Raw genomic sequence first — 13,218 nt, forward strand, 5'->3', positions numbered from 1 at the left:
GGTTACAGCGGCGCCGAGTGGTGGATAGGATGTCCGGCATCTGGCACGGGGTAGCGACAAGAGGTGTGATGAGGGAACCCTCCGTACGCCGTTATTCCGGGCGGTCCGTCGAGGAGTGGAAGGCTGCGCGCCGGGAGCGACTGCTCGCCGCCGCGCTGGAGCTGTTCGGGACCGAAGGCTATCCCGCGACATCGGTGGAACGCCTGTGTACACAGGCGAAAGTCTCCACCCGCCACTTCTACCACGAGTTCCAGAACAAGGAAGCCGTGTTGCTCGCCGTGCACGCGCAGGTGATCGAAACGGCGGTGCGGACCACTGGCGACGCGTTGCGCCGGACCGCCGACCGGCCGGTCGGCGAGCGGATCACCGCGGCCGTCGACAGTTACCTGCACACGATCATGGCCGACCTGCGTCAGGCGCGGATCTCGTTCGTCGAAGTGGTCGGTACCAGTCCGGCCGTCGAGGAGCAGCGGATCGCCTTCCGGGAGCTGCTGATCGGCAGCGTGAACGACCTCGGCGAGACCGCCGTCGGACGCGGCGAGATCAAACCCAAGGACTTCCGGTTCCTCGGGCTGGCCTTCTTCGGCGCGGTCAACACCGTGGTCTACGACTGGATGCTGACCGACCCGCGACCGCCCGAACAGACGGTGCAGCAGTCCCTGCGTGACCTGGCCGTTCAGCTCATGACGAGCTGACCCGCTTCCGCAGTTCGAGCACCACCTGGTCCCGGGGCAGCGACGCGCCGGCGTCGTACGCGGCGTCGAACGCATCGTTGCCCAGGGCCTCTTGCAACCGGTCGAAGGCGGCCTGGACGTCGGCGTCGGCGACCGTCCGCAGACCGCGCATCGCCGCCGCCATGCCCAGCGTCCGCGCCGCGAGCTCGGGCTCGCCGGCCAGCTCCTCCACGTCTGCGAGGACCTCGACGATGATCGACGCCACCGGCATGTCGTCGGCGGACAGACCGAGCTCGATCGCCTGCTTGCCGTAGCGGCGCGCCTCGTCGAGCTCGTTGCGAGCGAGGTGCACCCGGCTGAGGTTCGCCAGCATCATCGCCTGGCCCTGCGGCGCCATCCGCTCCACCTCGAGGTCGAGCATCGAGTACGCGCGTTCGCCCAGCTCCTTGGCCTCGTCCAGCCGACCAGTCCGATAGGCGATACGCGACAACCCCAGGTACGCCATCCCCTGACCGCCGCGTGATCCGGTCTCCTCGGCCAGCTGCATCGCTCGGGTCAGGTCCGCACGAGCGCCATCGATGTCGCCGAGCTCGAGCCGCTCCAGCGCACTCTGACCGAGCAGCTGGGACACCCCCTCGGTCGTGCCCAGCTCCCCGATCAGCGTGAGGGCCTCCTCCACCAACTCGAGCGCGCCATCGTGGTCGCCACGGCTGCCCTGGAAGCTCGCCAGTCCGCGCAGGGCCATCGACGTACCCCAGCGATCACCGAGCTGACGGAAGCCGTCGAGCGCCACGGTCAGGTCGGCCGCCATCTGGTCGACCTCGCCGTCGTTCTCGCGGAACATCGCCGTCATCATCACGCCCAGGTTCCGGGTCCAGGGGTCGTCGTGCTCGCGGGCCGCCTCGAGCTCACGGAACGACGCGGCCTTGTCCCGGCGGATCATCGCCCACACGGCGTTCGTGAACAGGCCGACGCCGGAGTGTGCGACGTACGCGTGACGCCGGCTCAGCCACCGCACCTCGGCCAGCCCGCGGATCGCCTGGTGGAAGTTCGCGCCCGGATCCTCGCTGATGGACAGCGTGCCGATCGAGTACAGCATCAGGGCCATCGCCCGGTCGTGCGGCGAGGTCGGTCCCGGTACAGCGAGCGCCGCCTGCATCCAGCCGACCGCTTCGGACGGACGGCCGCTCATGTTCCAGTACTCGCCCAGCACCGAGACGAGCTGGACCGCGACGCGCGCGGAGCCGGTGTCGATCGCGGTGCGGAGCGCGTCGAGCAGGTTCTCGTTCTCCGCGGTCAGGCGGGCGATCCACTGGATCTGCTCGCCGGTCCGCAGCTTCGGCTTGGCTTGCCGCAGCAACCGGCTGAAGTACATCGTGTGTGCGTGCCGGAAGCGCTCGCGCTCACCGGCCAGCTCGAGCTGCTCGGCGCCGTACGCCCGGACCGTCTCGAGCATCCGGTACCGCACCGAGCGCTCGCCGGCCGCCGCTTCCACGAGCGATTTGTCGACAAGAGACGCCAGTACGCCGAGGATCGCGTGGGGCGGCAGATTGCGGTCGCTGCACACCTGCTCGGCGGCCTCCAGGGTCGCTCCGCCGGAGAACAGCGACAGCCGTCGGGCCACCGCCTGCTCGTCGGGATCGAGCAGCTCCCAGCTCCACTCCACGACCGCGCGCAACGTCTGGTGCCTGGGCAGCGCGGTCCGCGATCCGCTGGTCAGCAGGCGGAAGCGGTCGGCGAGCCGCTCCACGATCAGCTCCGGCGTGAGCGCCCGCAGCCGTGCCGCCGCGAGCTCGATCGCCAGTGGCATGCCGTCCAGCCGGCGGCAGATCTCTGCGACCGCTCCCCGGTTCGCGTCGATCAGGGCGAAGTCCGGTCGTACGGCGCGGGCCCGGTCGACGAACAGCTGGATCGCCGGGTACTCGTCGTCGACCGCGTCCTCGGGCGGCAGCCCCAGCGGGCCGACCGGATGCAGGAGCTCGCCGGGGATGCTCAGCGGCTCACGGCTGGTCGTCAGCACCCGGAGTCGCGGGCAGGCCGCGAGCAACGAGTCGACCAGGGCGGCGACCTCCTGCACGAGGTGCTCGCAGTTGTCCAGCACGAGCAGGACCCGGCGGTCCGCGATGACGTCCACCAGCCGCTCGGTCGCTGCCCTCGACGCCGGGAGCCGCCTCGGTGTCCCCAGAGCGCTCTGCGGAGTGTCGATGTACTCGGTCGCGCCGAGCGCGGACAGGACTGCGGGCGCGACCTCCGCACTGTCACCGAGTGGCGCGAGCTCGACGAACCAGATGCCGTCGCCGCTCTGCGCAACCAGGGACCGTCCGGTCTCTGTCGCCAGTCTGGTCTTCCCAGCGCCACCAGGACCGACCATGGTCACCAGACGCGTCCCGTTGTTCAGCAGTCGCTCCAGCTCGGCCACGTCCTCGCGGCGGCCGACGAAGCTGGTCATCGGTGCACGCAGGTTGCTGTGTGGCGCCGCAGCGGTCGTCGCCGGCACGACACCGTCGGTCGCCACCGGGTCCACCGAGTCCCCACGCAGGACGGCGACGTGTAGCTCGCGCAGACGGGTCCCGGGGTCCGCACCGAGCTCGTCCGCGAGGGTTGCCCGGACCCGCTCGTACGCCGCCAACGCCTCGGCTTGCCGGCCATCGGCGTACAGGGCTCTGATCAGCAGTTCGTGGACGCGCTCGCGGAGTGGGTGGGCGACGGCGAGGCGTTCGAGCTCGGTGATGCGGTCGCGGGCGTGGCCGCAGCGGACGGCGGCCTCGGCGAGATCCTCGGCCGCGGCGAGCCGGAGCTCACTCAGGCGGTCGGCCTCGACCGATGCGAACGGCAGGTCGCGGAGGTCGGCGAGCGCGTCCCCGCGCCACAGCTTCTCCGCCTGGGTGAGCAGCGCGTGGGCCTTCTCGGGATCGGAGCCGATCAGCCCGCGGCCCCGGCGTACCAGGTCCTCGAACTGGAGGGCGTCGACGCAGTCGGCTCCCATCGTCAGCGTGTAGCCGGCCGGGCCGGACTGGACCGAGACGCTCGACTCGGTGGCCGGCAGGCCGGCGCGCAGGCGGGAGACGAGCGACTGCAGGGCGTTCGCGCTGGGAGCCTCACTGCCCCACAGGCCGTCGACCAGCGTCTCGACGCTCACCGGGCGGCCGGCGCTGAGCGCGAGCCGGGCGAGCAATCCGCGCAGCCGGACCCCGCGGACGTCCAGCGGAGTCCCGTCGGCCGCCCACATCGCGAGAGGCCCAAGCACCGCTATGCGCACACCTCCAGCCTCGCACATGAGGCCGTCCAAATCCCCCTGCCTTTTGTCATCTCCTTCGCATAGTCTCGGCAGTCGTGACTGACATCGCCGCGGGTACACAGACCGCTCTCACTCGAATCGTTTCCGAACGGCAGACGAAGGGGCGGGTGCCCGGCGTCGTCGGGGCCGTGGCCCGGGCCGGATCAATGGCCTGGTCGCAGGGGACCGGATCGGCCGATCTGGGTTCGCCCGGGGTGCCGCCGACGGCGGACTCGCAGTTCCTGATCGCGTCGCAGAGCAAGACGCTGACCGCGGTCGCGATCATGGCGCTGCGCGACGAAGGCAAGCTCAGCCTGGACGACACGGTCGAGAAGCTGATCCCGGAGAGCAAGCACGAGGGCATCACCGTGCGGCAGATGCTCAGCCACGCCAGCGGCATGCAGCGCGAGCCGGTCGGCGACGTCTGGGACCTGATGAAGTTCCCGGACCGCGAGGAGCTGGTGTCGGGCTGGAACGAGGCCGAGCGGGTCGGCAAGCCGCACCACCGGGTTCACTACTCGAACCTGGTCTTCTCGATGCTCGGCGAGATCGTCGCCCGGATCGACGGCCGGCCCTGGTACGACGCGATCAAGGCCCGGATCCTGGACCCGCTGGAGATGCGCCGTACGACGGTCGGCATGGACGGCGGACCGGCAGCCACCGGGTACTACGTACCGCCGTACACCGACGTACCGGTGCAGGAGAAGCTCCTCGATCTCGGTGCGCTGAACGCCTGCGGCGGTCTGGCGAGTACGGCGGAGGACCTGGCGAAGTGGGCCATGTTCGTGGCCGATCCTGTCGACGAGGTGCTTTCCAAGGACACCGTGGACGAGATGTGCCAGGTGCAGCTCATGGCGGACATGGAGCGGTGGCAGCTCGCGTTCGGGCTCGGCTTCATGCTGCTGCGTCTCGGCGACCGCGTGTTCGTCGGGCACGACGGCGGCATGCCCGGTCACATCACGTCGACGTTCGTCCACCGCCCGTCCGGCACGGCCGGGATCGCGCTGTTCAACTCGACGTCGTCGCCGGCCCCGAGCGCGCTGGCCACCGATCTGGCGATCAAGGTCCTCGAGGACGACCCGCTGCCCGCCGGCCCGTGGATGCCGGGCGACGCCGTACCGGCCGAGCTCGAAGGTGTCCTCGGCACGTGGTTCTCCGAGGGCCGCCCGTTCATCTTCTCGGTCAAGTCCGGCACCCTCGAGGCGGCCGGCCTCGGCGCCCCCGAACACATCAAGCCGGCCGTCTTCGCCCGCATCGCCGAAGACACCTACCGCACCATCTCCGGCCGCGAAACCGGCGAACTCCTCCGCGTCACCCGAGACGCCACCGGCACCCCCACAAAGTTGCACTGGGCAACCTACCTCTGCACCCGCCAACCCCTCGCCTTCGGCCAGCACCTCCCCGACTGAGCCTGCGGGATGTTTGCCAAGGCATCGATGGCGGGTTGTTGGACGGCTGACCTGTTACTGGGCGCCAGCCGTCACATAACCCGCCATCGAGTTCGACCCGGGTCGGCCTAGGTGCGGCGGCGGTAGGCGCGGATGGCTAGGGGGGCGAAGACTGCTACCAGGCCGATCATCCAGGCGAAGGTGATGAGGAGGGGCTTCTGGAGGTCGCCGCCCAGCATCAGGGCTCGCATGGTGTCGACCAGGTACTTGACCGGGTTGACGTTCACGAAGGCCTGCAGGAATCCCGGCAGGGTGTCGGTCTGGACGAACACGTTGCTGCCGAAGGTGAGCGGGAACATCACCAGGAAGGCGACGCCCTGGACACCCTGCGCGGTCTTCAGGGTCAGCCCGAGCCAGACCCAGATCCAGCACATCGACAGTGCGAACAGCAGCACGATCACCAGCGCCAGCAGGCCGTTGGCGACGCCGTTCCCGAACCGGAACCCGAGCGCGAACCCGGTCCCCATCAGGATCACGATCGACAGCGAGTACCGCACCGCGTCACCGAGGACGGCACCCACCAACGGCGCTATCCGTGCGATCGGCAGGCTCCGGAACCGGTCGAAGACTCCCTTGGCGAAGTCGTCGTTCAGCGCCACCCCGGTGCCCATCGTGGAGAACACCACGGTCTGCACCAGCAGACCGGGCAGCAGGTACGGCAGGTAGTCGTGCCACGTCCCGCCCTGGGCGATCGCGCCGCCGAAGACGAACAGGAACAGCACCAGGAAGATGATCGGCTGGAACGTCACGTCGGCCAGGGCCTCCGGGTTCTGCCGGATCCGGACGACGTTGCGCCAGGCCAGGGTCAGGCTCTGCTGCACCCAGGCGAACGGATTGGTACGGCGGCCCGCGTGGGCCGGGGCATCGACAACGGCGGTGCTCATCGGCCCGCTCCTTCCAGGACAGCGTCGTACTTCTTCTCTTCGGCGGTGTGACCGGTCAGGGCGAGGAAGACCTCGTCCAGGCTCGGCAGCCGCAGCGCCAGTTCGGTGACCGCGATGCCTTCCTCGTCGAGGCGGCGTACCACGACCGGCATCGACGAACCGTCGGTGACGGGCGCGCTGACCCGGGCGTTCACCACGTCCACGGTCGGGCGTACGCCGACCGACTCGGCGACGATCGCCGCGACCCGCTCGAGGTGGGCCGGCTCGGCCGGACTGACGTCCAGCGACTGCTTGCCGGCCTGGGCCTTCAACTCGGCCGGCCGCCCGGAGGCGACCACCCGGCCCTTGTCGAACACCATGATCGAGTCGGCCAGTGCGTCGGCCTCCTCCAGGTACTGCGTGGTGAGGAGCACCGTGGTCCCGTCGAGCACCAGGTTGCGGATCGTCTCCCAGACGCCGTTGCGGGCGTGCGGGTCGAGACCGGTGGTGGGCTCGTCCAGGTAGAGGATGCTCGGGTCGCCGACCAGGCTGGCGGCCAGGTCGAGGCGCCGGCGCATACCGCCGGAGTACGTCTTCGCGATCCGGTCACCGGCGTCGGTCAGCTCGAACCGCTCCAGCAGCTGGTCGGCCTTGGCGCGGGACCGCTCCCGCGAGTGGCCGAGCAGCCGCCCGATCATGATCAGGTTCCGGCGGCCGGACATGTCCTCGTCGACCGAGGCATACTGTCCGGTCAGCCCGATGATCTCCCGGACCCGGCCGGCCTCGCGGACGACGTCGTACCCGCCGACGGTGGCGTGGCCGGAGTCGGGGCGGAGCAGAGTGCCGAGGATGCGGACCGCCGTGGTCTTGCCGGCCCCGTTCGGCCCGAGGACCCCGAGCACGGTGCCGGTCGGCACACTCAGGTCGACGCCGGCCAGGGCGGTGGTGCTGCCATATTTCTTGACCAAGCCAACAGCTTCGATGGCGACCTGGTTCGTTGTGGTCATCGGTTCCTCCCAGTGGAATCACTTCACTGGGACTACCGTGCCGGACCGCTCTGGCACCGCCCTGGCACTCGGCTGTCAGGCCATATCAGGGCATGCCAGTCGCTGGCACAGGTCGTGTCTGCGGGACAGCAGACACGACCTAGCCCTTCAGCGGTACGACCTGGTTGGCCCGCAGCGCCTCGTAGATCTCCGGGTTGTACCGGGCCAGCGTGGCCCGGGCCTTCCGCCGGTACCTGAGGATCTGCCGGGTGCCGATCGCCCACAGCACGTACTGGAAGGCCAGCGCCCACTTGAAGTCGGTGATGGTCTGCGGCGCCCCGCCCGACGAGGCGTCGAGCAGGATGCCGACCATGCCGATGCACAGCAGCGTGGCAATGAACCCTCCAGTGTTGACCATCCCGTTCGCCGCCCCGAACCGCGTGGATGGGTTGAACGTACGGGCGTAGTCCAGTCCGAGCATCGACCCAGGCCCGCCGGCCGCCTGGACGACGATCAGCAGCAGGAGCACCGGCATCGGTGCCTGCCCGGGCCAGAGCAGTACGACGGTCCACATCGTCACCGACCCCGCGATCACGGCCAGCACGATCCAGGAGCGGTAGAACGGGAACCGAGCGGCGTACCGACCGACCAGTGGGCCGTAGCAGAGGCCCGCCAGCACCGGCAGGACCAGCATCGCCGCCGCAGTCGTCGGCGCCAGCCCCTCACCGCTGACCAGGAACGGGAAGCCCCACAGTAGTCCGAAGGTGCTGCCGGAGAAGCTGGTGGTGAAGTGCGTCCACAGCCCCAACCGGGTGCCCGGCTCCTTCCACGCCCGCCGCAGGTTGTGCCGCACTTCGGTGACCGACTGCTTGGTCCGGTGGAGCGGCTCGTCGTACGGCGTGTCCTTGATCAGGAAGAGAACGAGTACGCCGGTCACCAGACTGAGCACACTGGCAGCGGCGAAGGTGGTGGTCCAACCGAAGGCGTGGAAGGCCGCGGACATCGGCACGGTCGAGACGATCGCGCCGAGACCACCGAGCATTCCGGTCGCCTGTGACATCACCGGCTGCCGCAACGCGGGGAACCACGACATGACGACCCGCAGCACGCTGATGAACACCAGTGCGTCGCCCACACCCAGTACGGCGCGGGCCGCGAGCGCAGCCGGATAGGAGTCGACCAGACTGAACGCGGTCTGCGCCACGAACAGTAGTCCGGACGCGGTGATCAGCAGCCGCTTGGAGCCGTACCGGTCGAGCAGTACGCCGACCGGCACCTGCATGGCGGCGTACACGGTCAGCTGTACGACGGTGAAGCTGGCCAGCGCGGATGCGGAGATGTGGAAGCGCTCGGCGGCCTGCAGGCCGGCCACGCTCATCGAGCCACGGTGCAGCACGGTCACGAGGTAGGTGAGGACAGCAGTGGTCCACACCGCCCAGGCGCGACGTCCGCCCAGGGGGACGAGGAGTTCGGTCAACGCGAACTCCGCAGGTCCGCCGAGGCGGTGTCGATGTGGGCGACGACGAGCTCGCGGAACCGCTTCACACTGTTCCCGCCGAGGGCGTCGATCATCTCCTGGTGCGCGGCGATCGACTTGTCCATCCGGGCCGGCTGCATCTGGATGCCGGGCACGCCCATCCGGACCTGGCGGTCGCGCAGGCTGTTGTAGAGCTTGGCCAGGATTTGGTTGCCGGCGGCACCGACGATGGCCTCGTGGAAGGCGCGATCGGCCTCCAGGAAGCTCTTCGCGTCGCCGCTGCGGCGGTGCTCGCGCATCTCGTCGACGCGCTGGGTCAGGGTCTCGACGAGCTGCTTGCGCCGCGGCCAGACCTTCGCGGCGGCGTGCGTCTCGATCAGCTCGCGGGCCTCCAGGACATCGTCGATCTCCTGCGGCAGCACCGGCTGAACGAGTGCGCCCTTCTTCGGGTACAGCTTCACCAGGCCGGACTCTTCCAACCGGAGCAACGCTTCGCGCACGGGTGTCCGCGACACCCCGACCGCGGCGGCCAGCTCACCTTCGGTGAGCAGCTCACCGCCCGGGTAGACCCGGTCCAGGATCGCCGCCTTCACGTAGGCGTAGACCCGCTCGGCAGCCGGGATCTTCTCGACCCCCGGCGCCGCCTCGACCACCACCCGGGCGATCTCCGCGGTCTCCTCGCCCAACTCCAGCGCTGACCGCGACGCCGACACAGCCGGCTCGTTCTCCGGCACCCCGCTTGTCACTGAACTCCCACCCATACGACCGGTATCTCTGTTGTATCTATCTTACACAGACCTCTAATCCACTGCCGCGGCCAGGTATTCCCCAGCTTGTCCACGAGTTATCCACAGGCCGATCCACAGCATGTGGGCAACTGAGCGTGAACACATGGACTGTAGGTAGTGACAAGTGGAGGGTTTCCCCTGCGTTGTGGATGAAGAACTCCACGTGTTCGCGATCCGCTCTAGAGTCTCGGGATACCGAGCCTGGCCCGACCTCACCCAGGCCCCCGCCCCGAGGAGGCAGCGTGTCCCGAAGCTCCCGTCCGCGCCGGTGGACAGCCGGCCTGGCTGCCACTGCGCTCACTCTGACGACACTCGGTGCCGCCACCGCCCATGCCGTTCCGTCCGACCAGGCGTCGGCGGCGGCGCCTGGGCCGCTGATGAACTACGTGGTCAACACCAAGGCCTCCCCCGGTCACGTCCGCAAGGCCGAGCTCGCCGTGAAGGCGGCCGGCGGGGCCGTCGTGACGTCGTACGACCAGCTCGGGGTGGTGATCGCACAGTCGACCAACCCGGACTTCCGCACCGATGTGCGCGCGGGCCACAACGGGCGAGAGGTCCAGTCGGTCGGCGCGACCCGCACCGCCGCGGTCAGCGAGGGCCCGGTCGGTACGGCGAAGTCCGCCGCCGGAGTGAAGTCGGTCGAGGACGCCGAAGCGGCGCCGGTGCCGGATCCGCGCGAGGTCGACCAGTGGGACATGGTCCAGATCAAGGCGGACCAGGCCCACGCGGTCACCGACGGCTCCCGCAGTGTGCTGGTCGGCATCAACGACAGCGGTGTCGACGACACCCACCCGGACCTGGCGCCGAACTTCGACGCCAAGGACTCGGTGAACTGTGTGAACAACGGCGTACCGGACACCACTGCTGGTGCCTGGCGGCCGACCACCAGCTCGCACGGCACGCATGTGGCCGGGACGGTCGCCGCGGCCCGCAACGGCGTCGGCATCGTCGGTGTCGCTCCCGGCGTGCGGATCGCGTCGGTCAAGGTGGTCAACGACGACGGCTTCATCTACCCGGAGTACTCGATCTGCGGCATCGTGTGGGCCGCCGAGCACCACATGGACGTCACCAACCACAGCTACTTCATCGACCCGTTCGAGTTCTGGTGCAACGACAACGGTGACCAGGGCGCGGTCCAGGAAGCGGTGCGGCGCGCGTACGCCTGGGCGACGGGTCGTGGAGTGCTGTCCGTCGCGGCCGCCGGCAACGCGAACTACGACCTGGCCAACAAGACCACCGACAACGGCAGCCCGAACGACTCGACCCCGGTCCCCCGCCAGATCAACAACAGCTGCCTGGACATGCCGACCGAGCTGCCCGGCGTGATCACCGTGGCGAGCACGACCCAGGCCAGGGCGCGCAGCAGCTTCTCGAACTTCGGCCTGAACAAGATCGACGTCGCGGCCCCGGGCAGCTCGATCCTGTCCACCCTGCCGGGTGGCGGCTACGGAAACATGAGCGGTACCTCGATGGCGTCGCCCCACGTCACCGGTGTCGCCGCGCTGATGAAGTCGGTGCACCCGTGGTGGAGCCCTAGCGACCTGGAGCGGGCGCTGCGCAACGAGGCGGACGACACCGCCTGCCCGACCACCCCGGACGGCCGCTGCACGGGGACGACCGCGAACAACGCCTTCTTCGGTGAAGGCATCGCCGACGCCCTCGACGCAGTACATCGCTAACCAGTCGGAGTGGGGGTCCTCCGTCCAGGACCCCCACTCATCACCGCGCGCTCGTCAGCCGGTGCTGATGAGGACGATTCCAGCGACGACTACTACGGCGGCCAGGGCTCGGCGCGGGCCGAAGCGCTCGCCGAAGAAGACTGCGCCGATGATCGCGCCGAAGATGATGCTGGTTTCGCGCAGGGCAGCGATCGACGCCAGTGTTCCCCGCGTCTGTGCCCAGAGCACCAGCCCGTACGCGATCATCGACACCACGCCACCGGCGAGGCCCGACAGGACCGCCGCCCGGGGCAACTGCAGAACCCGCGGGCCGCGCCACGCGAACACCACCAGCGGCATCGCGAATCCCTGGAGCATGAACACCCAGCCCATGTACGTGAGCACGGGCATCTTGTGCACCGCCAGACCGTCGACCACGGTGTACGACGCGATCATCAGCCCGGTCCCGACGGCCGCCATCAAGGCGGGCAACTGCCGCCGCCCGGGCCGCCCGATGAACACCAGCGCGATCAACCCCGCCGAGATGAGCAGCACGCCCGCCAGTTCGACCGCGGCCAGCGCCTGATGCAGTACGACGATCGACACCACGGCGACCACCCACGGCGACGTACCCCTGGCCAACGGGTACATCTGGCTGAACTGCCCCAGCTGGTACGACGCGAGCAGCCCACCGAGATACGCTAGGTGCAGCAACGCGGACGCGATGATGTACCCCCGGGTGCCGCCCGGCGGCAGCCCCATCACGAGCACCGCGACGAGACCGATCACTCCCGCCGCGATCTCGAACAACGCGAGCCCCGCCACCCGGTCCGGCGCCCCATGAGCCATCGCGTTCCAGGCCGCATGAAGAACCGCCGCCCCCAGCACCACCATCAACACCACCGCTACACCCTCTCACCGGCGGAAACCCGATCGCGATCGGTTTCTCGGCTCGTGCGCCTGGTACTTGAGACGCTGTAGGCATGCGATCTGTGAGGCAGTGGAAGTTCGGAGGGCCAGAAGTTCTCGAGCTGACCGAGGTCGAGAAGCCGGTGCCGGGGCCTACTGAGGTGCTGGTAGAGGTGCACGCTGCGGGCGTCAACCCGGTGGACTGGGTGACTCGGGCGGAGGAGGTCTACCTGGGGAAGCCGCCGTTCACGGTGGGGTGGGATGTGTCCGGGGTGGTGGTGGAGGCCGGCCTGGGCGCGAGCGGGGTTGCCGTGGGGGACGAGGTGTTGGGGATGCCTTGGTTTCCGCGGGAGGCTGCGGCGTACGCCGATTATGTGACGGCGCCGTCTCGGCAGTTCGTGCGGAAGCCGGTGGGGATGTCGCACGTGGAGGCGGCTGGGTTGCCGCTGGCGGGGCTCACCGCGTGGCAGTGCCTGGTCGAGGTGGCCGACGTACAGGCTGGGCAGCGGGTGCTGGTTGATGCTGCCGCGGGTGGGGTCGGGCATCTGGCGGTGCAGATCGCCAAGGCTCGTGGGGCTGAGGTGGTCGGGACTGCGAGTGCGGGGAAGCACGAGTTCTTGCGGTCGATCGGGGTGGATCAGCCCCTCGACTACCACGATCCGGCAGCTGACCCCGGCGAGCTCGACTTGCTGGTCGGGCTGGCGGGGACCGAATCGGACCGGCGGTGGTTGGAGTTCCTGCGACCGGGCGGGCTGCTGGTCGCCGTACTCGGCGGGGTGCCGGAGGAGCTTGGGCGGGATGCCGACGCACGCGGCGTACGTACTGCGGAGATGCTGGTCGAGCCGGATCGGATCGGGCTGCTCGGGTTGACCGACCTAGTCGAGCGCGGGCTGCTCCGGGTGCATGTCGAGCGGACGTTCCCGCTCGGGCAGGCTGCCGAGGCCCATCGCATCGGCGAGACCTCGCGGGCGACCGGCAAGCTCGTCCTCACGCTCCGCTGACTTGCGGACCGCCCCCACTCACCAACCCCGGTCCCGACGAGACTCGCAAGCGCGCGTGAGCGTGCGGCACTCGCGCCCAGGCGGGTTGGTGAGTGGCGGAGGTCCGCCACATGGCACGGCCCGGGCAGTCTGGTGAC

At 69.4% G+C, this 13,218-nt stretch carries 10 protein-coding genes; 4 read left to right on the forward strand and 6 right to left on the reverse strand.

Features of this window, described 5'->3' with window-relative positions; genetic code table 11:
* The first annotated feature begins 68 nt into the window (after window positions 1-68).
* On the forward strand, window positions 69-695 hold the full coding sequence (locus ACIBG5_RS39350; RefSeq protein WP_396397020.1) for a TetR/AcrR family transcriptional regulator: 627 nt from the start codon (window positions 69-71) through the stop codon (window positions 693-695).
* Here the strand turns inward: ACIBG5_RS39350 and ACIBG5_RS39355 are convergent.
* Complete coding sequence (locus tag ACIBG5_RS39355) at window positions 682-3,921, reverse strand: BTAD domain-containing putative transcriptional regulator (protein WP_396397021.1); 3,240 nt, start codon at window positions 3,919-3,921, stop codon at window positions 682-684. The genes ACIBG5_RS39350 and ACIBG5_RS39355 overlap by 14 nt on opposite strands.
* Before the next feature lie 86 nt (window positions 3,922-4,007).
* Here ACIBG5_RS39355 and ACIBG5_RS39360 point away from each other — a divergent pair, with 86 nt between their 5' ends.
* On the forward strand, window positions 4,008-5,360 hold the full coding sequence (locus ACIBG5_RS39360) for a serine hydrolase domain-containing protein (RefSeq protein ID WP_396397022.1): 1,353 nt from the start codon (window positions 4,008-4,010) through the stop codon (window positions 5,358-5,360).
* 107 nt (window positions 5,361-5,467) lie between these two features.
* On the opposite strand, the gene ACIBG5_RS39365 is transcribed toward ACIBG5_RS39360, so the two are convergent.
* The 4 genes from ACIBG5_RS39365 to ACIBG5_RS39380 form a co-directional block, all read right to left on the reverse strand.
* Entirely contained in the window at window positions 5,468-6,283 is an 816-nt protein-coding gene (locus ACIBG5_RS39365) for an ABC transporter permease (protein WP_396397023.1), read from the reverse strand.
* Window positions 6,280-7,269 carry an ATP-binding cassette domain-containing protein gene (locus ACIBG5_RS39370; protein WP_393385344.1) on the reverse strand — a complete coding sequence of 330 codons (990 nt, stop codon included), beginning with the start codon at window positions 7,267-7,269 and terminating at the stop codon, window positions 6,280-6,282. Before ACIBG5_RS39370 ends, ACIBG5_RS39365 begins: the two co-directional genes overlap by 4 nt.
* Window positions 7,270-7,408: 139 nt before the next feature.
* Window positions 7,409-8,725, reverse strand: coding sequence for a nitrate/nitrite transporter (locus ACIBG5_RS39375; RefSeq protein WP_396397024.1), 1,317 nt, complete (start codon window positions 8,723-8,725; stop codon window positions 7,409-7,411).
* Complete coding sequence (locus ACIBG5_RS39380) at window positions 8,722-9,471, reverse strand: GntR family transcriptional regulator (protein ID WP_396397025.1); 750 nt, start codon at window positions 9,469-9,471, stop codon at window positions 8,722-8,724. The genes ACIBG5_RS39375 and ACIBG5_RS39380 overlap by 4 nt, the downstream gene beginning before the upstream one ends.
* 284 nt (window positions 9,472-9,755) lie before the next feature.
* On the opposite strand from ACIBG5_RS39380, the gene ACIBG5_RS39385 reads away from it, so the two are divergent.
* Window positions 9,756-11,192: a S8 family peptidase gene (locus tag ACIBG5_RS39385; RefSeq protein WP_396397027.1), complete on the forward strand. Its 1,437-nt coding sequence runs from the start codon at window positions 9,756-9,758 to the stop codon at window positions 11,190-11,192.
* A gap of 54 nt (window positions 11,193-11,246) precedes the next feature.
* Here the strand turns inward: ACIBG5_RS39385 and ACIBG5_RS39390 are convergent, their stop codons facing one another.
* On the reverse strand, window positions 11,247-12,065 hold the full coding sequence (locus ACIBG5_RS39390) for an EamA family transporter (RefSeq protein ID WP_396397176.1): 819 nt from the start codon (window positions 12,063-12,065) through the stop codon (window positions 11,247-11,249).
* Between the two features lie 89 nt (window positions 12,066-12,154).
* On the opposite strand from ACIBG5_RS39390, the gene ACIBG5_RS39395 reads away from it, so the two are divergent.
* On the forward strand, window positions 12,155-13,081 hold the full coding sequence (locus ACIBG5_RS39395; protein ID WP_396397028.1) for an NADP-dependent oxidoreductase: 927 nt from the start codon (window positions 12,155-12,157) through the stop codon (window positions 13,079-13,081).
* Window positions 13,082-13,218: the final 137 nt, after the last annotated feature.

The sequence above is a fragment of the Kribbella sp. NPDC050241 genome (assembly GCF_044459685.1).
Taxonomy (GTDB): domain Bacteria; phylum Actinomycetota; class Actinomycetes; order Propionibacteriales; family Kribbellaceae; genus Kribbella.